21 protein-coding genes and 1 tRNA gene are annotated in these 23,821 nt (G+C 46.5%); 14 read left to right on the top strand and 8 right to left on the bottom strand.

What is annotated here, in order from left to right; translation table 11 throughout:
• Nucleotide 1 precedes the first annotated feature (1 nt).
• The 6 genes from ACJJI4_RS22630 to ACJJI4_RS22655 all read left to right on the top strand — a co-directional run bounded on the left by ACJJI4_RS22630 (nt 2) and on the right by ACJJI4_RS22655 (nt 6,684).
• Nucleotides 2–1,258, top strand: coding sequence for a PepSY-associated TM helix domain-containing protein (locus ACJJI4_RS22630; protein ID WP_444926543.1), 1,257 nt, complete (start codon nt 2–4; stop codon nt 1,256–1,258).
• A gap of 115 nt (nt 1,259–1,373) precedes the next feature.
• Entirely contained in the window at nt 1,374–1,958 is a 585-nt protein-coding gene (locus tag ACJJI4_RS22635) for a DUF6515 family protein (RefSeq protein WP_444892664.1), read from the top strand.
• A 99-nt stretch (nt 1,959–2,057) separates the two neighbouring features.
• The gene (locus ACJJI4_RS22640) at nt 2,058–4,220 is read left to right on the top strand and encodes a mechanosensitive ion channel family protein (protein ID WP_444926544.1); all 2,163 of its coding nucleotides are present in this window, start codon (nt 2,058–2,060) and stop codon (nt 4,218–4,220) included.
• Nucleotides 4,221–4,358: 138 nt separating this feature from the next.
• Nucleotides 4,359–5,762: a rhomboid family intramembrane serine protease gene (locus ACJJI4_RS22645; RefSeq protein WP_444906540.1), complete on the top strand. Its 1,404-nt coding sequence runs from the start codon at nt 4,359–4,361 to the stop codon at nt 5,760–5,762.
• A gap of 53 nt (nt 5,763–5,815) precedes the next feature.
• Complete coding sequence (locus ACJJI4_RS22650) at nt 5,816–6,283, top strand: cupin domain-containing protein (RefSeq protein WP_444906539.1); 468 nt, start codon at nt 5,816–5,818, stop codon at nt 6,281–6,283.
• 35 nt (nt 6,284–6,318) lie between these two features.
• Nucleotides 6,319–6,684, top strand: coding sequence for a thiol-disulfide oxidoreductase DCC family protein (locus ACJJI4_RS22655; protein WP_444906538.1), 366 nt, complete (start codon nt 6,319–6,321; stop codon nt 6,682–6,684).
• A gap of 57 nt (nt 6,685–6,741) precedes the next feature.
• On the opposite strand, the gene ACJJI4_RS22660 is transcribed toward ACJJI4_RS22655, so the two are convergent.
• Nucleotides 6,742–8,160 (bottom strand): hypothetical protein, encoded by a 1,419-nt coding sequence (locus tag ACJJI4_RS22660; protein ID WP_444926545.1) that lies wholly within the window; start codon nt 8,158–8,160, stop codon nt 6,742–6,744.
• Between the two features lie 165 nt (nt 8,161–8,325).
• Here ACJJI4_RS22660 and pepB point away from each other — a divergent pair, with 165 nt between their 5' ends.
• The 5 genes from pepB to ACJJI4_RS22685 all read left to right on the top strand — a co-directional run bounded on the left by pepB (nt 8,326) and on the right by ACJJI4_RS22685 (nt 14,512).
• Nucleotides 8,326–9,615: an aminopeptidase PepB gene (gene pepB / locus ACJJI4_RS22665; RefSeq protein WP_444926546.1), complete on the top strand. Its 1,290-nt coding sequence runs from the start codon at nt 8,326–8,328 to the stop codon at nt 9,613–9,615.
• 232 nt (nt 9,616–9,847) lie between these two features.
• Entirely contained in the window at nt 9,848–11,002 is a 1,155-nt protein-coding gene (locus ACJJI4_RS22670) for a DUF3667 domain-containing protein (RefSeq protein ID WP_444926547.1), read from the top strand.
• Nucleotides 11,003–11,234: 232 nt separating this feature from the next.
• A complete protein-coding gene (locus tag ACJJI4_RS22675) occupies nt 11,235–12,389 on the top strand; it encodes a DUF3667 domain-containing protein (RefSeq protein WP_444926548.1) in 1,155 nt (384 codons plus the stop codon).
• A gap of 67 nt (nt 12,390–12,456) precedes the next feature.
• A complete protein-coding gene (locus ACJJI4_RS22680; protein WP_444912022.1) occupies nt 12,457–13,503 on the top strand; it encodes a DUF3667 domain-containing protein in 1,047 nt (348 codons plus the stop codon).
• A gap of 292 nt (nt 13,504–13,795) precedes the next feature.
• Nucleotides 13,796–14,512, top strand: coding sequence for a CARDB domain-containing protein (locus tag ACJJI4_RS22685; RefSeq protein ID WP_444926549.1), 717 nt, complete (start codon nt 13,796–13,798; stop codon nt 14,510–14,512).
• A gap of 62 nt (nt 14,513–14,574) precedes the next feature.
• On the opposite strand, the gene ACJJI4_RS22690 is transcribed toward ACJJI4_RS22685, so the two are convergent.
• Both ACJJI4_RS22690 and ACJJI4_RS22695 read right to left on the bottom strand, forming a co-directional pair.
• Nucleotides 14,575–14,850, bottom strand: coding sequence for a hypothetical protein (locus tag ACJJI4_RS22690; RefSeq protein WP_413664215.1), 276 nt, complete (start codon nt 14,848–14,850; stop codon nt 14,575–14,577).
• A gap of 128 nt (nt 14,851–14,978) precedes the next feature.
• Nucleotides 14,979–16,067, bottom strand: coding sequence for a hypothetical protein (locus tag ACJJI4_RS22695; protein ID WP_444926550.1), 1,089 nt, complete (start codon nt 16,065–16,067; stop codon nt 14,979–14,981).
• A gap of 506 nt (nt 16,068–16,573) precedes the next feature.
• Between ACJJI4_RS22695 and ACJJI4_RS22700 the strand changes: the two genes are divergently transcribed.
• A complete protein-coding gene (locus ACJJI4_RS22700) occupies nt 16,574–17,518 on the top strand; it encodes a GlxA family transcriptional regulator (RefSeq protein ID WP_282934496.1) in 945 nt (314 codons plus the stop codon).
• 58 nt (nt 17,519–17,576) lie between these two features.
• On the opposite strand, the gene ACJJI4_RS22705 is transcribed toward ACJJI4_RS22700, so the two are convergent.
• Nucleotides 17,577–18,590 (bottom strand): zinc-dependent alcohol dehydrogenase family protein, encoded by a 1,014-nt coding sequence (locus tag ACJJI4_RS22705; protein WP_444926551.1) that lies wholly within the window; start codon nt 18,588–18,590, stop codon nt 17,577–17,579.
• Nucleotides 18,591–19,412: 822 nt separating this feature from the next.
• Between ACJJI4_RS22705 and ACJJI4_RS22710 the strand changes: the two genes are divergently transcribed.
• Nucleotides 19,413–19,793, top strand: a complete 381-nt coding sequence (locus ACJJI4_RS22710; protein ID WP_444926552.1) for a hypothetical protein — start codon at nt 19,413–19,415, stop codon at nt 19,791–19,793.
• 57 nt (nt 19,794–19,850) lie between these two features.
• The gene (locus tag ACJJI4_RS22715) at nt 19,851–20,159 is read left to right on the top strand and encodes a hypothetical protein (protein WP_444926553.1); all 309 of its coding nucleotides are present in this window, start codon (nt 19,851–19,853) and stop codon (nt 20,157–20,159) included.
• Between the two features lie 415 nt (nt 20,160–20,574).
• On the opposite strand, the gene ACJJI4_RS22720 is transcribed toward ACJJI4_RS22715, so the two are convergent.
• From ACJJI4_RS22720 to rpoD, 4 genes are all read right to left on the bottom strand, one after another.
• On the bottom strand, nt 20,575–20,730 hold the full coding sequence (locus tag ACJJI4_RS22720; RefSeq protein ID WP_444926554.1) for a hypothetical protein: 156 nt from the start codon (nt 20,728–20,730) through the stop codon (nt 20,575–20,577).
• A 282-nt stretch (nt 20,731–21,012) separates the two neighbouring features.
• Nucleotides 21,013–21,089: transfer RNA gene (locus ACJJI4_RS22725), tRNA-Ile, on the bottom strand.
• Nucleotides 21,090–21,373: 284 nt separating this feature from the next.
• A complete protein-coding gene (locus ACJJI4_RS22730; RefSeq protein ID WP_282934471.1) occupies nt 21,374–21,793 on the bottom strand; it encodes a diacylglycerol kinase in 420 nt (139 codons plus the stop codon).
• A gap of 90 nt (nt 21,794–21,883) precedes the next feature.
• Entirely contained in the window at nt 21,884–23,749 is a 1,866-nt protein-coding gene (gene rpoD, locus ACJJI4_RS22735; RefSeq protein WP_444926555.1) for an RNA polymerase sigma factor RpoD, read from the bottom strand.
• Nucleotides 23,750–23,821: the final 72 nt, after the last annotated feature.

Below are 23,821 nucleotides of genomic sequence, written 5' to 3' on the forward strand. Positions count from 1 at the left end.
TATGCGTCAAACCCTGGTTCTTTTACATCGTTACCTGGGGCTTGCTACTGCGGTCTTCCTGATAGTCACCGGGCTAACCGGCGCTATTATCTCCTGGGATCACGAACTGGATGAGTGGCTCAATCCCCACTTATATAAAACTACTTCCAGCGGCGAACCCTTAGCCTCTATCGAGTTGGCAGAACGGCTTGAAGAGTCCTTGCCGCAAGTCCAAATATCCTATTTTGAATTAGTACAGGAGCCTGGGCATACCCAGTATTTCTGGGTAGAGCCTCGAATTGACCCGGCTACCGGTAAATTCTTTGCGGTGGATTACAACCAGGTATTTGTCGATCCGACCAATGGGGAAATTATTGGTAAGCGCGAGTGGGGACGTGTCTGGCCAATAACAACTGAAACCCTGATGTCGTTTTTGTACAAGCTGCATTACAGTTTTCATATACCCGAATTTTGGGGCACTGATCACTGGGGGATTTGGCTGCTGGGCGTTATTGCACTGGTATGGACAATCGATTGCTTTGTGGGGCTAGCGGTGACTTTACCTCGTCGCAAGAAATCCACCCGAAAGCCATCTCGGACTTGGTGGCAGCGATGGAAGCCCGCATGGATGATTAAGGCCGGCGCTGGGCGTGCCAGGCTCACATTTGATTTACATCGTGCGTTCAGCCTGTGGACCTGGGCGTTGCTGCTGACAATTGCATTTACGGCCTTCTCACTGAATCTCTATCGAGAAGTGTTTTTTCCTCTGATGTCGCTGGTATCAGATGTGACTCCGTCGCCCTTGGAAGAGCGCACACCCAACGATCACAGCAATCCAATTACCCCGGTGTTGTCTTTTGGGGATATAGCCGCGATTGGAGAAAACCAAGCTGCGCAGATTGGCTGGCAACAACCGCTGAATTCCCTGTGGTATGCCCGGGAGTGGGGGATATATCGGGCTGAATTTTTTGATGCCAGCGCAGGGCATGGTGCCGGAGGTGTTGGTCACAAGGCTCTATTTTTTGATGGCCACAGCGGCGAATATCTCGGAGACTTTATCCCCTGGGAAGGGACGGCAGCAGACTTATTTGTACAGGCGCAATTTCCAGTGCATTCCGGTAGGATCCTCGGTCTCCCTGGTCGCATACTGATTTCAATTATGGGGGTGGTGATTGCGATGTTGAGTGTGACTGGAGTTTTAATCTGGTTACGTAAACGTCGTGTGGCAGTCAGTAGTCGGGTGGATAGCAGGTCTCCCTTGCCGAGTACTGCTGTATAACTCTATTGGTTAGACCAGTGGTAATTGGAGCAATTAATGGCGCTCTAGTTACCGCTTGGGATAGCCTTGGGGATGACTTGTTCGCACCATACCCTTAGCGGATTGCAATTTGCTGATGACATTAGCCATGCGATCCCTGCTTACCCTATTTCTTGTATTCTTCTGTTCTGTTTCGGAGTCTCAGGTTCGATCGGACCACCTGCCTCCCGGAGCTGAGCCTATCGAAGTGAATAACCAGACAGTTTTTTATAAAAATGGTTATTTCTACCGCAAAGGCCCCGACGCCTATACCCGGATTGAGCCGCCTCTGGGAGCTCGGGTCTCCCGAGTACCTTTTGGAACCCCCATTAACTTGGGTAACAAGCATTATATGCTTGCGGGTAATGGTACCTTTTTCTTATTAGACCCCAGGGACAATCAATATGTGGTGGTCACGCCCCCTCCCAATTGGCAGCATGTTAATCGCAATCCCCTAGCTCCGAAAAAGAAAATATACCCCCGAGCGTATCCGCCCCGCCATTTGCGGCACCGCTCAGAGGGTAAACGAGTCGATCGTAAGGATTGGGATATTTACTGTGAAGCCCGGGCGGCAAATTTGCTGCGCCGTACGGGTGAGCCTGGTAAAACAACCAGGCAGGCTATGCGTGAATATCGCAAGGTATACAGAAAATGTTTGCGTCAAAGTCGGCGCTTCAGGTAAATGCATGGGGCAGGGAAGTCCCTGGGCTACACTGAACAATATGGCCCAGTAGGCGCCTATTTTATTAGTGCCGGATTTTTTCACGGATAGAAGTATTTTATGCCGGGTGCCAGCCTTTTCATCCCTCGTTGTAGTGCCGGCAAAGAATTTTCTTTTCTTCACCTCGCCCTTTCATTTCTCCTTTTCTTTAGCGTCGCCTGTCTCTCTGTTTCCAGTGTCGCCCAGCTTCCCGGTAGTAAACCCAAGGAGTTTAAGCCGGAGGTTCCGGATTTTGCTGACCCCTCTGCAGATTGGTGGACTGGATGGACCAGTGCTTCTCCCGAAGAGCGACGAGAATGGCTTAGCTTGGTCACAAAGAGCTGGGAGGAGTGGGAAAAGGATTTGCCGGAGGATGAGGCCTTACAGGACGGTGCAGAAAAGATTAGCCAAAGTTTACAAGGGATCGCAATTACCTGGAAAAAACGAGAGGAGTACCTGAAAGTCCCTTTAATGCCGGATGTGGATTTTCCAGAGAACCCAACGGTATTGAACTGGGCCAAGGCCGATTCTGCCATCAGCCGTGGCCGACGTAGGTTGAAAGGCGTAGAACTGGAGGCTCGCCAACTTAAATCAACCCAGTCCCAGTCTCTATCTTTACTGCGTAAACAAGTGATTGTGCTGCGGGATTCCAGTGGACGAGAGGAGGATGAGGCGGCGCAGGCCCTACTTTTAGCTCAAATAAATCACCTAAATATTATTGAGCAGCTGAGTACCGTTAATACTTTCCTGGGAACCTGGCGGGAAAAGATTAACAGCGCAGAAATTAAATTGCGGAGACTTCTGGATACCCTCGTCTACTCCAGTAAAGATGCAGAGGAAATAGATAAGGATATTGCCGCGAACGAAAAGAAAATCGAACGTATTTCTGCGACCCGCACCAGTATTCAAAGCACTACAGAACCCTCCACTGACCCCACCATCAATATGCAGAAAGACCTCACCCTGATGCAGCTTGAAGTGGACTTGTTGGAGGAGCAGTTGGAAAAACGCAAAAAGGAATTGCTGCAATCCATCAATGAGGTCCTGAATGAAGAGGGCGAAGAGCGCCCCCTGATTATCAGTCGGGATTTATTGGAAAATGCCAACTCTGTGATTGAAAGTGCGTCGCGGGAGCTGGCGGTGCGCCAGCGCCAGGTGGTGGCCTGGCGCGAAGATGAAGAGAACGAAGACCTGAGTCGCTGGTGGTCTTACTTTGAGCGTATTGGCAGTGGCCTGGCCCGCGCCAATGACCTCGAGCAGGATATTCAGCGCTATGAAAAGGCCCAGCTGGAGGTTTACAAGGAGCGCCAGGGTTGGTGGGCAACAGTGCGCGAACGAGTCGCACTGGGCGCAAGACAAGCTTATAACCGCTGGCGTAAGTTGGCGGATTATCAGCTATTTACTGTTGCCCAGAACCCGATAACCCTGCGGTTGATCGCCAAGATGATTGTGGTCTTGGTGGGGGCCTGGCTATTGTCTGGACTCACCCAGGCCTTCCTGCGCCGGCTTGTGCGCAGGGAGCATGCCAGTGAATCCTCCATGTACAATCTTGGGCGGGTGTTGCATTACATCTTTATTTCCGCGGCCCTGATTGTGGTGCTCAGCATGTTGGGCCTGGATACCTCCAAGTTGGCCCTGGTCGCTGGAGCCCTGTCGGTAGGTATTGGCTTTGGGCTTCAGGCGATCTTCTCGAATTTTATCTCCGGTTTGATTTTGCTGTTTGAGCGCCCTCTCAAAGTGGGTGATCTGGTGGAGCTGGAGTCGGGCGTTTTTGGCCGCATCCGCGATATCAGCGTGCGCTCAACCCGTATTACCACGCGGGACAATGTGGATATCTTGGTGCCCAACACTGAGTTTGTTGCGGGCCGGGTTATTAACCACACACTGGATGATCCTGTGCGCCGTATTCATGTACCCTTTGGTGTGTCTTATGCCTCGGACCCAGATTTGGTGCGGGAAGCTGCCCTGGAAGCTGCTGCTCGAGTCAATATCACCCATACCGACTGGAAGCGAAAAACCGAGGTGTGGCTGATGGGGTTCGGGGATAATGCCCTCGACTTCAAGTTGGTGGTGTGGGTCAACAGCAATATGGTGACTTCCCTGGGAGACTCCTATGCCCTGTACAACTTGGAGTTGTTGCGGGAATTTCGCGATAAGGGTATTGAGGTACCTTTCCCTCAGAGAGATCTGCATCTGCGCAGTTGGGATGTTCCGGCGATCATTGGCCGTACCGCCAGGAAGTAACTGGAGTCCGGCTGGCATGACACCTCCGGGATTTCATAGTATTTTCAGTCTACTGGCCTTTGTGTTGGTGCAAGTTCATTTACCGGTGTTACTGCGTTTTCTCTCAGGGCGCTGATGAAATCACAATAAGGGAAGCCCGTGCTGATCATCCCCATCCAAAACAAACCCGACTGGCGCCGGCCGCCATTAATGTGTTTTGCGTTGATTGCCCTTAACTTACTGATGTTTGTTTTCTATCAAGGGGGGGATGAAGCTCGCTGGCAGGAAGCTGAAGATTACTATTTTGAGAGTGACTTACCGGACCTCGAAGAGCAACGCTTTCTTGTGTATGTCAATGAAATGCACCCAGAGTGGAGAGCGCAGATGGGTGTGGAAGGGGAGGAGTTTTTTTACCGGGAATCCCTGGGTAACCCTGAATTCCACCACTGGTTGTTGCCGAAGCTCGAAGCAGAGGGTGAGACCGAATGGTTAAGACAGAGGCAGGAGTTTGCCCAACTGCGGGATAGAGTCAGTAGCAACGCACTGGGGCTGATACCGGCAGACCCGAGTATTGCTGGAGCCTTTGGCCATATGTTTCTACACGGAAGCTGGGATCACCTTATCGGCAATATGGTGTTTCTGCTGTTGTTTGGCTTGTCTGTTGAGTTGGCCCTGGGAGGGTTGTGGTTTATAGGGCTCTACCTGGTGGGAGGATTGGCGGCAGCAGGTCTGCATGTGCTGGTGGAATCCGGCAGCCATGTACCGATGGTGGGTGCCTCCGGTGCGGTCTCGGCAATTATGGGCATGTTCGTCGCGGTTTACGGTGTGCGCCGGCTACGTTTCTTTTACACCATTGGTTTTATGTTTGGCGAATTCAGTGCACCGGCGCTGCTGGTGTTACCGCTGTGGTTGGGTAAGGAGATTTTCGGTTATTTGTATGGAGATGCCAGCATTGCCTACTGGGCCCATACTGGTGGTTTACTTGCAGGTTTTGCCCTGACTTTGGCGGTGTTGTACTGGCGCCCGATGGTGGAACCTATGCCGGAGGAAGAGGAGGCCCCGTCCCCCCAAAGGGTAGCCTTGGCGCGGATTGATCGTTTTTTGGAAGAGGGAAAAATCCTGGAAGCCACTGAAGCGGCAGCCTCAGCGGTGCGGCAATATCCACAGGCGTTAACACTGATTGAGCGCTATATAGAACTGACCTCAGCGGCGCCAGAGAGTGAAGGTTACCACCGGGCCAATCTCGCTTTATTTGCCCAGGCAGGAAATCTGGAGATCGATGGCCATACCCTGGCAAGTGGCTATCGCCGCTACTTGGCGGCAACAAAAAGTCCAAAGGCGCTCACCGGAAAGGCAAATTTATTGATGGCACGGCGTGCAGCGGAGGAAAAGGACTGGCCGTGGCTAGAGGAATTACTGCGCCACTTGAAACAGCAGCGAGTGAATCACCCCTTGATTCCGAAGCTGGGAATGGTTCTGGTCAATTACTATCGTCGCCTGGGTGAGGAAGGCCGCGCGCGCGAGGTGAAAGAGATGACCCAAGATATGGCTGCCTCAGGTTGATGAACATAATTTGGTATGTCTTATAAATAATTAAATATTGTATTGGGGGCAGAGTGAGTCGCTATATTTTGACCGGGACCGAAATTGCAGGGATGGAGGGGGAGCGCAAGGTACATTTCCTTAATGCCAATGCGGTGCGTAAAAACAAGTCCCTGGGTGATCTTACCGGCATATCCGGCTTTGGTTTCCATATGATTGAAATCGAGCCAGGTTATGAATCCACAGAATTCCATTGTCACTATTTTGAAGATGAATGTGTTTATATCCTGGAGGGTAGGGCCGAGGTGCGTATTGGTGACGATCACCACCAGGTTTCTGCAGGGGATTTTATTGGCTACCCCGCTGGTGGCCCAGCTCATGTGATGCGCAATGTGGGAGAAGTGACCTTGCGCTGCATAGTTGTAGGCCAGCGATTGCAACATGATGTTGCCGACTACCCAGAAAAAAATCAGCGGATCTACCGAAATAATGGTTTACCCTGGGAGTTGGTGAACCGCGATGACATTGACCACCCTAAGTAGTTTTCGCCGGTAGAAAAAGAATGGATTTTTAGCTTATGCCTGAAAAGATTCGGGTTTTTTATAATTCCGCTTGTCCAGTCTGTAACGCAGGAATTTCAGCACAAAAGAAAAAGTCCGTCTCCTGCCAAGTGGATTGGGAGGATGTTCATATTGATGAAGATAAAGCGAAGGAACTGAATACAGATTTAGAGTTTGTCCGTGAGCGGTTGCATGTATTGGATGCGGATGGAAATCTGAAAGTAGGCTACGAAGCTTTTATTACAATTTGGGAGAACTCTCCCAAGGAGCAATGGAAGGCTAGGGTGTCGAAGCTAGCCGGCCTTAGGTGGTTTTTGAATAAAGGTTACAACGTTTTTGCGCGAGGTTTGTATCTATGGAATCGGGCGCTAAAGCATTGGTAGCGAATGTCGGGCTAGGTTTAGGGTAGCTACCATAGATGGCTACCCATATTTTGCTATTTAGTGAATTTCGGCAGTGCTGTTAAGTACTTTCCACAGGGTATCGATTTCAGAACGCAAAGTACTCTCTGGAAATTTCTGTCGGACAAAGTGCAGTAGTTTTTTTGCCAAGTCCTCTCTATCCAATCCATCCATATACACTTGTGCCAATAACAGATAGGCAGCATCGAGTTGTGGATAGGCTTCTTTATGTAAATTATTGAGCAGCTGTGCTGCCAATTGGTACTTATGCTGTTGGTATAGCACTTTGGCTAGTGCGTGGCGTATCTCGGGCTTAGCCACAGTCAGGCTGGGCTCTGTGGCCAAATACAGTTCAGCTGCCTTATGTGGGCGATTTATCTGTACAAATTTTTCTAGTAGATGTGGCCCCAGCTCCTGAAGGGCTTTTTTATCGTCAGTAGCAAGTAAAAGGCGGTAGTAGCGCTCATTAAGAGTTTCGTCGTTAGGGAAGCGGCGCAACCCTTCAACCAAAGCCTGGCGAGCGCCCTTGAAGTCCCCTTCGCGTAAAAATATTTGCGCCTCAGCCCGAGCGCGCTTACACAGGAATTCATTTTCCTCTAAGTAATTTTCATCATCTTCTTGTATTGAAGCTATTCCCAGTTTTTGCTGTCGAGTTAAGCAGATATATCCCATTACAGCACTTGAGACGATGGAAAAGTAAGAGACAATGGCTGCCGTGGTCGGGAAAATTGCCCAAGCCGGCAGTTTATCGCTGACCACGGCCATTAGTATATTGGGTGCGAAAGAAATGATATTGGTAATAATTAACAGCAACCAATAGGGCCAGCCAATGATTAGGGTAAATTCCAATAATTTGAGTGGGTTGATTGCGGACCTCAAACTATGGGTAAGCGCTAAGGCAATCATTGCAGCCGGCGCTAAAAATGACAGGGCGGCCGCATAAATCATTATGACATTGAGGCTCCCAGTAAATTGTACAAGCTTGTAGCCAACAAAACCGGCGATCAATGTCATTCCAATGACTTTCAGAAATAACATTGCACCATTGCCATCAAGTGCATCTGCCAGTGGAGGGGCTTCCAGTTGGCCTCCTGCGAGTCTTTCGATGACCAAGAGATTGTAGCGGGATACAACAGCTACAATGGCTACCAAAGCGATAAGGGTCAGAAGACCCATTGACGTTATTGCCATACTGCCCGCTGCTGCAACAGCCATGATTGTTAGAGGGCCAGGCTTAAAAGCATAGAGAAAGTAAAATAGCCCCATTTGCCAAAAAGGCTTGGCGTTGTTACTGGCTCCAATATATTCCAGGCTATCGCGGCAGAGCGGGCATTCGGGACCCTGCCCATGGTAATTGGTACTCGAACCCGGAATACACTCGCCACAGAACTGACGGTTGCAGGGCTGGCACTGCCAGGATGCAGTCTTGCTAGTGTGATAGTGGCAGGAATCAGCCATTTATTCTTCCCTAACGAATTTCTCTACTTAATAGTAATTTTGTCTTGGTTCACAGTTTATCTGTCGACTCGGTGGCGGTGCAATCATCAAGTATTTTTAATGTCCTGTTAGAATGCAGGAGAAATACCGATAAAATTGGTACACAAGTTTCAAAATAGGTGTTGTATGACAAAGGCTATGCATATTCATTTGGTTGAGGGCTTTGCGCCGGAACCCTGGGGAGAATCAGCACTGCTGAGCTTTGATGGTAGCGCTGCCAATATTCATATTAGCGCTGCGAAAGGCGCTGTGTTGGTTGCAGCGCAGCGAGCTGCCCGAAAGCTCGATGGTATGGGGGTCAACGATGCTATCCTCAAAGGAGAAAGCTGGAGCATTGAAAGCCGCTGGGCATTTTGGGCAGGTTTTTTTAACCCGCGTAAATCCAACAAAATTGACTGGGGGACTGATGACAGCGCCGAGTTAAAAGAACTCGCCGCCCGTGAAAATGCCAGTCGCTGGGTTCGTGAAATTACTAATGGTACTCCTGATGATGTGTCTCCGCGTGTATTGGCGGAGAGCGCTGCAGAAATGCTGCAAAAGCTGGCTCCCAGTGCGGTAACTTACCGTATAGTTGCCGGGGATGACCTGCTGCGTGAAGGGTTTGTCGGTATCCACAACGTTGGGCGTGGTAGTGTACGTGAGCCGGTGATGTTACAAGTGGACTTCAACCCGACGGGTGATGACCAGGCGCCGGTTGATATGTGTTTGGTGGGTAAAGGAATTACTTTTGACTCCGGCGGCTACAGCATTAAGCCGTCCAACAACATGGCCACAATGAAATCCGATATGGGTGGCGCGGCCATGGTAACTGGAGGCTTGGCTCTTGCAATAGCCAGAGGTCTCAACAAGCGGGTCAAACTCTATCTCTGTTGCGCAGAAAATCTGATCTCCGGTCATGCCTTTAAATTGGGCGATATTATTAAATATAAAAACGGAGTGAGTGTAGAAATACTGAATACCGATGCTGAAGGGCGCCTGGTGCTGGCCGATGGTTTAATTGCAGCTTCGGAAGAAGATCCTCGCTGGTTATTGGATGCCGCTACTCTGACCGGTGCAGCAAAGATGGCTGTAGGTCGGGATTTCAACTCTGTCTTTAGTTTTGAAGATGAAGCAGCTCAAAAGGTATTGTCTGCAGCTTCTGAGGAAAATGAAAAGGCGTGGAGACTTCCTTTAGAGCGTTTCCACCTTGAGCAAACCCCATCCAACTTTGCCGATATCGCCAATGTTGGTATTGAGGGAAGTCCTGGTGCATCTACGGCAGCCTCCTTCCTGGCGCGCTTTGTACGGGATGAAGGGCGCAATTGGGTGCATATGGACCTTTCCGGCTCTTACCAGCCCAGTGGCAATGATCAGTGGGCGCCAGGTGCTAAAGGGCACGGCCTGCGTACAATTGCACGCTTCCTTTTGGATAATTAGCAACCGGCAATTTATGCCAATTTCCCTTCGAAACGCGCCTAATAGTCGGCGCGTTTCTTTTACCTCTCCCTTAATACCTATAAGTCATTAAAAAAATTGTACTCCAGCTGATAATCGGGATATTAGTAGAGTTCTGCTAATTGAGGTATTTCGGTTCTGGTTCGTTAGCAGATACTTGGGCCTGGAAGCTTTTGCCAGGTAAATAAGATAATCAGTGATTCGGTGAGCGGTAATGAGCACTGCAACCTCTACAAATAATTCGGATTATAATCCAAACCATTGTGCCAATTGTCATGCAGAGCTATTGGGGCCCCATTGCTATGCCTGTGGTCAGCCGGTTAAAGGCATGGTTCGTCATTTCTCCTCAGTAATTGGAGACTTTTTTGATACCCTGCTTGCTTTTGATTCCCGCACATGGAAAACAATACCCTCTCTGTTTTTTAAACCTGGATTTTTAACCGCTGAGTATTTCTCTGGTCGACGGGTCCGTTATGTCAGCCCTGTACGCTTGTTTATCTTTCTATGTATCACCAGCTTCTTTGTAACCCAGATAAACAGTGATTGGGCTATTAATTTTGGAAATGTAGACGTTGAGTCAGTCGATGTTGAAAAGGCGAGCCAAGGTTATAACGACGCCATCGAAGATATTCGAAAAGGCAAAGAAAAGCACGTTAACAATAGTTATGCTGTCGCTGTTTTGGAAGATGTTGAGAAAAATCTGATTAGCGAACAAGAGAAGCTTACCGATGGTTTGCATAAACTCAATGAAGATTTAAGTGAGATTGATGGAGGCCAGAATGGATCGGAAAACCTTTCTAAAGAGGAACTGGCCTCAGGATTGAATGAGACTATTAGTGAGTTAGATAGAGAGTTTCTTCAAGTTGATTGGCTTCCCAAACCATTAGAAGATTGGGTGAACCGTAAGGTAGAGAGCGCCCATAAAAATGTAGAAAGGGTGACTGACGATCCAAATCGTTTCAAAAAAGCATTCTTGGGAGCTCTTCCGTCAACTCTTATAGTCATACTGCCAATATTTGCCATGATGCTGTGGGTGCTTTACGTCTTTAAACGCAGACTTTATATGGAGCACCTGATTGTAGCGTTACACAGCCAGGCTTTTATCTGCCTGAGTATTCTGATTGGCAACCTGTTTTATAGTATTAGTAGTCAACTGGAAGGATACGCATTTATATCCTCATCTCTTGATAGCCTGATGGCACTATTAATTCTCTGGGTTCCTGTCTATCTTTTTTGGATGCAAAAGCGTGTATATCAGCAGGGTTGGTTCATGACCTTGTTTAAGTATTCTTTTTTGGGGTTAGCCTATCTAGTTTTATTATCTGTAGGTGCGGCTCTTACTGTACTTTGGAGTTTGGCAGAGTTATAAGGATATATCCTAATAGGATTCCAACCATTAAACGCATAAGCGTTTAATGGTTGGTGTTGGTGAAGCTATGCTGCTTGGATGTTAAGTTATTCAAACTAGAGAGTTTACTCGCAGTACTGTCTATATTCAGAATATTGTATTGCAAATTTTTATATCCGTAATTCTGTTCAGAAAATTGGACTTTCGATTACTGGTGGTAAGTAGTTAAAGGGAATGTCGAAGGAAGTAGATCTTGAGTAGTACGACATCAATAGCAAGTGTTTGTAATGAAGATAATAAGTGCGCAAACTGCTGTACACAGTTGTTAGGTCCCCATTGTTATGCTTGTGGTCAGCCCGTTAAAGGTATGGTGCGGCATTTTTCATCTGTAATCGGTGATTTCTTAGATACCTTGTTGGCGTTTGACTCCAGAACATGGAAAACCATACCTGCGCTATTATTCCGACCAGGGTTTTTAACAACAGAGTATTTTTCTGGTCGTCGTGTTCGATATGTAAGCCCTGTACGGCTATTTATTTTTCTCTGTATCACCAGTCTATTTGTAACTCGTTTGAGTGGAGACTGGACAATCAATTTTATGGATGTTGATGCTTCAAATGAAGGACCTCAGTTAGAAGCGTCGGGTGTCGACCTCCTTTTGCAGGCGGATCGGCCAGTACATACTGAAATTCCTGAACAAAAAGGCCTGCTAGGAGAAATTAAGAAGGCTGAAATAAGTCTTATCGAAGCTAAAGAGGAGGTTGAAGAGGGTATTAAAAGAGGTATTAAAAATGAGATTGTTAAAGGCAGTGATAAGGGGCGAATAATTTCTCAAGAGGACTCGGAGCCGGTTTGGCAGTCATCAGCCAATGATCCAGATAATAAATTGATAAGAATGGATATCAAGGGCCTACCAAAGCCCATGCAAGACTGGATGGATGCCAAGATTGAAAATGCTAACCAGAATATTAAGCAAGTTACTGAAAATCCAAATCGGTTCAAGAAAGCATTTCTTAAGACGCTTCCTTATGCACTGTTAATCATGTTGCCAATGTTTGCCATGATGTTATGGGTGCTCTATATCTTTAAGCGTCGACTATATATGGAGCACTTAATTGTAGCTTTACATAGTCATGCTTTTATATTTCTAAGTATCCTGATTGGAAATATCTTATACGTGCTAAGTGTTAACATGGCTGGGTATACTCCTATAACATTAGCTTTAGAGGCCCTGATAACCTTATTGATTTTTTGGGTTCTGGTTTATCTCCTTTGGATGCAAAAGCGTATATATAGGCAAGGCTGGTTTGTAACCTTTTGTAAATATTCAGTATTGGGGATGGCTTACTTGTGTCTATTATCAATTGGAGCGGTTTTTGCCATCGTTTGGAGCTTGGCTGGATTGTAATAACGGTTTTAGCGATATAAATTGATGGACATTTAAAGTTTACAGTTATATATAATCGGAAGATATAGTGGGTATTAAAAGTCGAAAGGAAGCCTCGGTAGAGAGGCAAGATTATTGCTCTAACTGTAATACAATTTTATTGGGGCATTTCTGTTATGGCTGTGGACAGTCAGCAGAAGGTATTGTGAGACGCTTATCAAGTGTGATTAGAGACTTTCTAAATACCCTTGTGGCATTTGATTCACGTTTGTGGAGAACACTGCCGGCTTTACTGTTATCCCCAGGATTTTTGACGATAGAATATTTATCTGGAAGGCGAGCACGATATGTAAGCCCGGTAAAGCTGTTTATCTTTCTTTGCGTAAGTGCCTTTTTTCTGATTCGTATTAGTAGTGATTGGAGTATTGCTCAAGAGCAGTCTATCCGTACTAGTGAGAATGTTGCCGCAAAAATGGTTCCGTCATCCACAGGTGATACAGAAAAACAATTTGACTGGGATCTGCCTGGTGGCAGGAAATTGAAAGTTCGTGGAGCAGAAAATAAGCAAGAAGTATGGTCGATATCTTTTAATCGAGTACTCTCAATTATTGAAGAAAAAGTCTATGCCGTAGAAATTATGCCGCAGTCATGGCGTCATTGGTTTGATATCGAATTCAAAAAGGCGAGAAGTAATATTGAGCGAGTGTCGGAAAACCCTACAATCTTTGCCAAAGCTTTCTTCGGATCTCTTCCTACAATGCTGTTACTTATGCTGCCAATATACTCAGGTATATTGTGGCTACTTTATGCATGTAGAGAAAAATTGTATATGGAACATGTTATTGTATCGCTCCATAGTCATGCCTATGTGAGCCTAACGTTGTTGCTAGGAACTGCTATTTTTCTCTTGCAAGAATTTGTTGAGCCTTTGTTCTGGATGGAAATTTTATGTTATGGGATTTTGCTGCTGCTTTTCCTTTGGATGCCAATAAATTTACTAGTGATGCAAAAGAATATCTATAAAGAGGGGTGGGTCTCGACCTGTATTAAATACTCGGCTTTAAATTTTGTTTATCTGCCACTAATTATACTCTGTACGGTAATGGCCGCATTTTATAGTTTGGCTGAATTATAAATTTCTGGTTATTCCAATTTGTGATTCTTGATCCAGCTGCGTAATTTTGTTATTTATAATTGTATGATAGATGGATTTCTATTCTAATTGTTATTAGAAATACGCGGTTTGAAGGTGTTTGTTTTTTGTTTTCATTCAATAGAAAGCAAAATTAATGCCCGCCAGAAATTTACTGTTTCCATAGATATTCATTAAGCACAGTTTACAATCGCTCTACCCATAAATTCAGTCTAAGTTACATGAATCTGGAATGGGTAAATTTATAGGTGTATTCACTTAAATGGAGGGCGTTATGTTTAAATCTATATTGCGTGTAGTTATCTTAGGGATTTTAGCTTCTAGCAGTTATGCAGATCCAATTCAAGATTTAAGTATGCAAAACTATGAAGCGGGTTGGTTTCCAAATTATTGGCAGGGGCAGGGTCCACTGACATGTCGTCGGACTTGTGCAATTTGGGTTGGAGGGGTGCCTGAGTCAGAGGTTGCTACTGACCTGATAGATGATTTTGAATCTACCAGTGTTTGTAAGGTAACTCGCGACCCTGAAATAATCGAGAAACCTGTCAATGACCCATCATCTCACTGGCTCTATGGCAATCAGTTTGACGATAAGTCGGTTTGCTATGTCGGAACTCCTTATGGTGTCAAAGAAGATGATCACTATATGTGTCTGTGTGTATGTAATAAACCTGACCTGATAGTGAGCCAAATCTATGATCCGATCTGGAATCCTGGAACCGGGCAATCCATCATCGTAGTCGATATCACTAATATAGGTGCTCTTGCAGCGCCAATCAGCCAGGCTCGCCTTTTAGATATTGATACACTAGCCAACGATGTACAGGCGACGCCTGCAATTCCAGCAGGTGGCACTGTAAGTATTGTATTTACTTTGGGTTACTGGGTTTTTGATCCGGATGCGGTTTTAGAGGTAACTGCTGACTTTACCAATCTCGTCGATGAGTGTAACGAAAATAACAATACACTGACTTATGCCGAGCAAGGGTAGTAGTAGATAGGGGGAGAGCTCCCGGAACTAAGCCGTAGGGAGCTTTGAGATACTAAATAAGATCAGCTCGAAAGAAACACATTAATAACCTGGCAGCTTTCTTTATCCACCGCAGCATTAGGCTGTTCATTACCGACTGTTTGCTCCCCTGGTATTTTAGGTAGCACGAGATACATTCGTGGATAGTCTCGGACTATATAATCTTTTTTATCTGCACTCAGCCAAGGGTATTCAGCGGCAATGGCTGTTACTCCATGGAGTAAAGCGATACCATCTGTGCAACTATTAGGAGTAGTAGCTGTGGTGAGCATGGCAAAAGCTAATGAAGAGAAGTTCATAATCTCTGCTATCCCAATGGGTCTTCAGACTGACGTTATGTTTATTCTGGGGACAGTATAGCTGAGCTTGATTATGAGCAACAGATAGCTCTATTAAAGCGGCCAGGCGAAGCTGGCCATCTTCTGAACTATGCGTGCTCTACAGAGGTCTCTTCGACTTTCTCCCAGAGGCGTGTCTCTGTCGGACTAATTAATTTGGACAAAAGATTCGGGGCCACAGAGGTTAGCCCAATAAAACCAACTATCACACGGAAAATAAATGAGTCAAGCCAGTAGATAAGGCCTATTAACAGTATTGCTATCACAAGTGACGGTAGAGTGGCTTGCAAACGAGACCGCTGAATATGCTGATAATCCATTGTCTCAGGTAGTTGTTTCTCGATACGTTCTAATGCGTGCGCTTTTACTGTTTGATTTAAGAACTCAACAGAATGGGTCTTATCCTCGTGCTTGATAGTTATTACATCCGAATTGTGGTCACTGCTAAGTGAACTTATTTCATTGAGAGGGATTCGGGCTGCGGTCTCAGGTTTACACAAGTGATATATTTCTTCAGGGGATTTCCCCGCTTGGTAGGCAGATTGAGCAGTTAAAGCCTGCTTTTTCGGGATATCAAAATAGACGAGTTCATCTCCTTCTAAGGCGACGAGGTAGTTATCATCGATATCAAGCCAGGACGTCTCAGTATAAAAGCCCTCGGGTAGTGCTTTTTTTGATTCCCTTACAAACAAGAAGCTTAAAATCCAATATAAGACGAGGCAGATACCTATAGTGATAGGTGCTGCTTGAATCAGGTTTCCTACAGGTGTGTTACTTTCGATATCTCTTTGAGCATTCTGCGCCAATACATGACCGTAGATGTCGCCCTCTGGAAACCATACTTCGATAGGTTGACCTTGTTCATATTGACTATAAATTACTTTTGAAACCTCTGCGGAGGATTCGAAGTCCTCATCTTCATAGTTAAACTGATAGTCAATATAGTAATTTGTACGATAGCGCTTTTTACCTTTGCGGCCCCGGTACTCTTCTTCCTCCTCTCTTAACGCTACTACTTCAGCATCTAGAGCTTGATGATCTTCGACCCAACTTAATGATTCATTGTTGGCACGAGAGTAATAGTTTGACAGAAAGTAAGTCAGAATAAGGAAAACTAAAATACATGCTGTACGTACCATCGATTTTCTTTTTTGTCCGGGGGACTTTTGTAACGCCATTTAATACATCCTTACTGTATTTCTTGTGCTTTAGGTATTGGTACTTTTGGAGTAATAATTTTTTTATAGAGTGGAAACTTGGTGTGGGTGAAAAATACAACTGCAGTTTGTTTGGTGAATAAAACTGAAGGTTAACTCTAAATTAATTTTTATTACTTGACCGGCATCATGGTTGGTCCATTTGCATATTGAGTACTTTCTTAAAGATTGTTTTTTCTTAAGTAAAACTTCCTACTTAGGATAAGAGCTGACCAATGTGGTACAAATGATTTAGATAATACGAACCTTACAAATATTGAGTAGCTGAATGGCAGAGTTTTAATTGCTGTGGGATTTGGACTGACTAGCTAATCTTCTGCCAGCCTTATGAGATTGGGTGGTTCAGTTTCATGGAGGTAGTTCTATGTTGAACGAGTTCAGGTGAAGTACCAATGTCGTTTTGTGTCGTAAATGTGTCATAGCAGACGTACCCATTGGAGTACAATTCCCTGTGTGGAGGAGATGCTATGACCAAGAAGATAGGTTTTTTTGTTGCTGATGGATTTCAGGCGTTAGACCTCTTTGGGCCCTTGGATGCCTTTATGGAGACTAATAGTTTCGTTAGTGAGGCCTATACAAGTCGTTTGATAGGTTTAACCAATGCATCAGTTAAAACCGCGTACGGCCAAGCCCTATCAGTGGATTTTGATATTTACCAGGATAGGGAAATTGATTACCTGGTCATTACTGGCGGTACTGGGATGCGGCAGCTCCGCTTAAGCCCTAAGCAGGTAAATGCGCTGCGTGCAATCGCAGACAAAGCAGAGCGTGTCTTGAGTATCTGTACAGGTGCATTCTTACTAACAGATATATTTCCGGAACAAAAGCACCGTATTACCACTCACTGGCGGCATTGCCGGCAGCTTGCCGAGCAAGCAGTCAATTATCAGGTTGAGCAGGACCCCTTATTTATTGAAAGCGGAAAACTGTGGTCTTCAGCGGGAATTCTATCTGGAGTCGACTTGGCCTTGGAAGTGATTCGCCAGGATTATGGCAATACTATTGCGGCCAGCGTGGCTAAAGATCTGGTCGTTTATCTGCAGCGTAGGGGAGGGCAGTCACAGTACTCTGATCTGCTTAAAGTGCAATCCAGCGACAGTATGAGGCTCAATCCCCTATTGGAGTGGCTGTCGGAGAATTACCAGAAATCAATCAGCGTTTCCGATATGGCGGAACGTATTTCTGTTAGCGATCGCCAGTTAACTCGCTTGTTCAAACAACATCTTAATAGCACCCCCGGACATTATCTAAACCAACTCCGTTTAAACCGGGCGCGGGATTTAATCACCTGTGAATCAGCAAGCCTTGTTCAGGTAGCTCGGCAGGTGGGGTTTGCAAGCTATGATAGCTTTCGCCGAGCTTTTTATGGCCAATTTGGTGTGTCCCCCTCATATTTCAGTAGGAATCGTTAAGCCGCGCTCTCACAAGTGTCTTAGCTTTAAGAGTGCGCCGAGATTGAGAGCTATTCCATTACCACTCGACGCAGATCTTGCCAAAGTGCGACCCGCTGGCCTGGTACTCAAATGCCGCAGCCAGTTCCTCCATAGGGTAAGTCTTATCAATCACTGGCTGTATCTGGTTGGCTTCCAATGCGGTGACATATTCCCGTTGATCCCTACGGCTTCCAACGATCAAGCCCTGTAACCGGGCCTGCTTGGCCATTAACAGTGCTGTGGGCACTTCTCCCGAGCGGCCCGTTAAAACACCAATCAATGAAATATGGCCGCCAACTCTGACTGAATGGATTGATTGCTCTAGTGTACCGGGGCCACCGAGCTCAATAATATGGTCCGCACCTTTGCCTTCCGTCAGCTCCATAACCTTCTTTGACCACTGTGTATGGGTGCGATAGTTGACGCCATGATCGGCGCCTAATTTTTTAGCGCGCTCCAGTTTCTCGTCGGAAGAAGAGGTTACAATAACTTTGGCGCCCAGTATTTTGGCAATCTGAATTACCGTAATAGATACTCCACCAGTGCCTAGTGTCAATATTGTGTCGCCAGGTTTTACCTTGCCGTCTACTACCAATGCCCGCCAAGCAGTAAGGCCTGCGGTAGTAATGGTTGCCGCCTGAGCGTGGCTCCAGCCTTTTGGGGCAAGGGTAAAGGCGCTCTGATCGCGCACAACAAACTCAGCGGCCATCCCATCGATACCGTCACCAGGCGTATTGGCAAAGTTACCCACGGAAGCCATAGGCGTACCTGCTGGCCACTGTGGGAAAAAGCACGACACAACAGAATCGCCGACCTGAAAATCGGTAATATCCTCACCAACTGCATCCACGATACCGCCGCCATCAGACATCAGAATGCGGCTGTCTTCTGTAGGAATACCGCCATTGGCGACTAAAAGATCGTGGAAGTTGAGAGAGGAGGCTTTAATTGCAACACGGATCTGGCCTGGGCCGGGTGCTCCCGGGTCATCGATGTCGCTAACCGAAATATTTTCTAGTCCGCCTGGTGTTTTTAGCGTCAATGCCTTCATAGTTTTTTCCTTTTATTGATTTCTTAGTTCACTAGATAATAAATTAACTTTGATATGTTTGATAAGTTGGGAAATATTTAGATTAATTGTGAAATCAAAGAGAACTAGTCTCTCGGCATCTAAAGGAAAGGCCTTTTTAGGTAATCGAATCTATTGTTGATTCAAGTGAAAGATATCCACAATGGAAGATCAGCCTGTAAGGCTGTTATTGATTATTTATTAAATTATCCACTTGGAGATTCGCATTGATATCTTTCAGTGGGATTAAGTGCTGCTTGAATTTAGGAAAGGTCTTCCTCTTTACTTACTTCTACGTAATATAAGATTTTTAAATTTTCTAAGCTTCAGGATAGGCATATAATAGCCTAGTGATACCCTCTGGATTCTTTAGAATTTCAGAGTCAAGTAGAGCTTTATAGTGTTTAATGACCTAGAAGATTGTCTGCAAGAAGGAAAGTAATATCCCATTATTTTTATAGAAATTTATATTCCTTATGAGTCCATTTCCTGTTGCAAATGCATTAGATACGTCTAAAAGTCTTCAAGCACTAAAACATGCGGGTTCAGGACTTTTTATGTCAGTACTGCTATTTGACTTTGGAATGGTGGTCAGGCCTTAAGTAATGGGAATGGCTTTGGTGTATTTAATGCAGGCGTTGACTTAGCGTTTGGTGTAGCGGGATTTGCAGGGGGTACTGTGGGTGCTGTTAGCTATGGTGGAACATCAGCAGCTATTAAATATATTCCTGGAGTGTATGATTATACTGTCAAGCCTGGAACAGATTTCTTATGTTGGTATACTGAAAATTGTTAGATCAAAATATGCTTAATTCTTTTTATTTTAAATTTTTTGCTCTCTCCGAAAAGATCAATGGTGTGGGCAGACATAATCACTACTATGCCTGTCTGTCCCTCTCTTTCTTTGAGATTGCCCTTTTTATAAACGGAGCTTTGCTTGCTCATATGTTTTTAGGGATAGGAGAGGTTTTTTCTGGTGTTACCAAATTTTCGGCAGTATTATTTTCCATTACTGTTTTTTTAGTAAATTATATACTTTTTTCTATTCGAAGTCGCAGTAAGGGTTTTTTAGTTAAGAAAAAGGTTGTTCTCTGTCAGCCTTCTGGGTATGTGGGTGGAGTGTTGAGCTTATTGGTTCCTATAATTTGTATATTTTTTCTAGCATACTTCTTGACTGAAAGATGAGCTGCTGCACAAAAGGATGGTCTTTGGAATTCTGCTAAAGACTATGTTGATGCATTCTTGGATGGTGCTAAATGGCGTTATAACGCGGTAGCAAATGGGTCAAGTCAAGATTTCTTTGAAGGCATTTTTGAGGGGATAATTAATTTTACTGGTGGTTGGACAGAAAGTTCTTTTACTACTGCCATGAAAAATAATTTCATGACAACAAGTATTGCAATTGGTATTCTGAAGTCAGTAGATAAAAAAGTAGTGGGATTATTTGTCGGTAGTGCAATTGTACGTGAAACTGGATATATGACGTTTGGACAGTTTTTTAAAGGTGGTTTAAGCCGACAGCCCACTTGGGAGCAAGGCTTTAAACTCTAGGTCATGTGTCTACAGGTGCTGTAGTTAATGGTGCACTTTTAACGGCTGCATATGAAGCTAGAAAATTTTTTCTCATTTGTTCGTATTGCTGTAAATAGAATAGCAATTTGGCTATCTGAATAGTAGGTTTAAGTTTGGTGGAGAATCCAGTTGAGTGAAATTGATCCGATAGGCTCTTCTAGGGTGAAACCAGTTTATAGAAAGTTAGCTTTAGTTCTTGCAGTATTATTTATAATTGCGATTTGTGGAGTAATTGTATTATTGATTGCGGAAAGGTTTGATTGGTTTCTTATTTTTGGGCTTGTAATTTGTTCATGGTCGGCTCGATTCTTTATGAGGGTTTTCAGAAGCTAAAAATACGGACATTAGTTTGAGTGCTACCGAATAAGAAAAGTAGATCGCTAACTATCAGTAGTTAGCGATCTAATGGCCGCATGGCATGTTCCACTTGGCTCTGGGCGATAATCGCAACAATCACCCGCATCACCGTGTCCTTGTCTTGATCATCAAAAGTCCCCAGCAGCTTGAAATGCTTAAATAGCACCATCGTTGCGGATGGGGCATTTTTCATCGACTGGCCCATTATCAGATAGTCCAGTGACATCTCAAAAATAATAGAAATATTCAGGGATTCGTGAATTACACGATTTTCCTTACGAATCCTTACACCGCATCAATAATAGGCCAATAAATACTTGAGCTTTAAGCAATCGGCGGGCCCTAGAAAGCTACGAATATTTCTTTAGCTAATTTTTTGTAAGGTGGCGAGTAAGTAATCGCTTCCCCTGAAAGCTAAGGACAGCGGGGGAGTCGAATTACCTAGAAATGGCTTGGGGTCATAGGGGATTAAAAATGGTGGGCCCTCCGGGACTCGAACCCAGGACCTGCCGATTATGAGTCGGATGCTCTAACCAACTGAGCTAAGGGCCCACACATTGCTTGCGAGGATCGTTGCAAGCGGTTGGGAAAAGTACAAGATTTTCCCTTGCAAATCAATGCCTTTGTTAGCACTCAAAGCCGATATGGGCAAATTCTAGAAATCTTCTTTCCCTGTTGCTCAAGCTTTCGCCAACAACTGATCTTTATGGAATAGATGCTCACCTTGAGAGAGCTGCCAAACAGCTTAATTGGTTCGAGTGTCTTAACTAGAAACTTCAATTGGTACGAGTGTCTTGTTTATGCGAAATGGAGGCTAAAACTCCATACTAAAGTATTTAAATCGGCAGTTTGGGGATAAGAATACAGCACCAAACCAGGAATGCAGCGAAGAGGGCGACGGCCACGGCGGCGGAGCCTGTGTCTTTAGCAATCTTGGCCAGCGGGTGTTTCTCGGGGCCGATGCGGTCCACGGTCGCCTCAATAGCGCTGTTGATAAGTTCGATTGGGAGGACAAACATCACGGCTGCAATCAATATGGCGCGCTCAGTAGGTGTCTCCCCGGCCCAGAGTGCGAGAGGCACCATTAGGCAGGCGGCAATTACTTCCTGGCGAAAAGCCTCCTCATTGCGCCATGCAGCGACGAGCCCCTGACTGGAGTAGCTAGTGGCAGCCAGGAGGCGAGCAAACCCCTTCTTGCCGGGCTTGTTGGCAAGCTCTTCAGATTTTTCCTGCTTATTCGCCATTTCTTTTTGCATGCTTATCTCCTGCTTTCACTAAGCCTGCGCGGGGAGGTCATCTTTATGTCACAAAAAAAAGCCCGGTTGAACCGGGCTTTAGTCTAGCGCTTACTCGTCGAGGAAGCTGCGTAAATGCTCCGACCTGGAAGGGTGTCGCAGTTTGCGCAATGCTTTCGCTTCGATCTGACGGATACGCTCGCGGGTTACGTCAAACTGTTTGCCCACCTCTTCCAGAGTGTGGTCGGTATTCATATCAATACCGAAACGCATACGCAGTACCTTGGCTTCACGGGCGGTGAGGCCGGAAAGCACGGAGCGGGTGGCGTCGTGCAGGCCAGTTTGAGTGGCGGTATCCACCGGCGAGGATTGATTTTGATCCTCGATAAAGTCACCCAGGTGGGAGTCTTCGTCGTCGCCGATAGGCGTCTCCATGGAGATCGGCTCTTTGGCGATCTTGAGGACTTTGCGCACCTTGTCTTCCGGCATTTCCATGCGCTCGCCCAGTTCTTCCGGAGTGGGCTCGCGACCCATTTCCTGCAGCATCTGGCGGCTGATACGGTTGAGCTTATTAATAGTCTCAATCATATGTACCGGGATACGGATGGTGCGGGCCTGGTCCGCAATAGAGCGGGTAATGGCCTGGCGAATCCACCAGGTGGCATAAGTGGAGAACTTGTAACCGCGGCGGTATTCGAACTTATCCACAGCCTTCATCAAGCCGATGTTGCCCTCCTGGATCAGGTCCAGGAATTGCAGGCCGCGGTTGGTGTACTTCTTGGCGATAGAGATAACCAGACGCAGGTTGGCTTCGACCATCTCTTTCTTGGCACGGCGTGAACGGGCCTCACCAATGGACATGCGGCGGTTGATCTCTTTGATCTGGCCTACGTCCAGCTTAGCGCGCTCCTGGAACTGAGCCAGTTTGCGCTGGGCGCGAACAACTTCGTCTACGACGTGGCGCAAGGCATCGGAGTAATCGCGCTTTTTCTTGATGATTGCGGGAATCCAATCATCATTGGTCTCGTTGCCGGGGAATTCCTTGATAAAGGTCTTGCGCGGCATGCGGGCGCGTTTGATACACATGGCCATAACCACGCGCTCTTGCTCGCGCACGCTGTCGAGTACGTAGCGAACTTCGCCGTACAGCGGGTCAAACTGGCGGGGAGCCAGTTTAAAGAAGCGGAATACATCGCCAACGGCTTCGAGGGCCTGGCCAGCTTCTTTGGAATCGCGGCCGTGGGCGGCGATGGCCTCGTCGGCAGCTTTTTGTGCGGCGATCAGCGCGTTCATGCGCTCGGCGAGCTCTTCGGGGTCGATACCGCCGGTAGCTTCCTCTTCTTCTTCGCTGCTGTCGTCATCGCTGTCGTCGTCTTCGGCGTCGTCATCGGAATCTGATGACTCCGGCGCGCTGGCAGCGGCGGCTTGGCCAGCCTGGGCTCCGGGCGGAACCTCGTCGGCGGGGTCGAGCCAACCAGAGATAATATCGGGGATGCGGCGCTCTTCTTTCTCGATCAGAGCGTACTCATCGATGATCTGCTGCACTGCACCCGGCCAGTAGGCCAGGGCGGCCATCAGTTCGCGCAGGCCCTCTTCGATACGCTTGGCAATGGCGATCTCGCCTTCGCGCGTGAGCAGCTCTACGGTGCCCATTTCGCGCATATACATGCGTACTGGATCGGTGGTTCGGCCTACGTCGGACTCTACGGCTGCCAGGGCAGCGGCAGCTTCGGCTGCGGCGATTTCATCAGCGGAGCTGTCGCCTTCAGCCATCAACAACTCTTCGGCATCCGGTGCGGTTTCAAACACCTTGATGCCCATGTCGTTGATCATGCCAATAATGTCTTCCACCTGATCGGGATCGGAAATATCTTCCGGTAGGTGGTCATTTACCTCGGCATAGGTCAGATAGCCCTGCTCTTTACCGCGGGCGATCAGTTCCTTAATGCGGGACTGTTGCTGGGTTTTGTCGGTCATGCACAACCCTGAATTCTGGGAATGAAAATACGGGACAAAGACGCGGGATTATAGCGTATTTGCACTAGCAAT

The organism is Microbulbifer maximicatervae (SeqCode) (assembly GCF_052467305.1).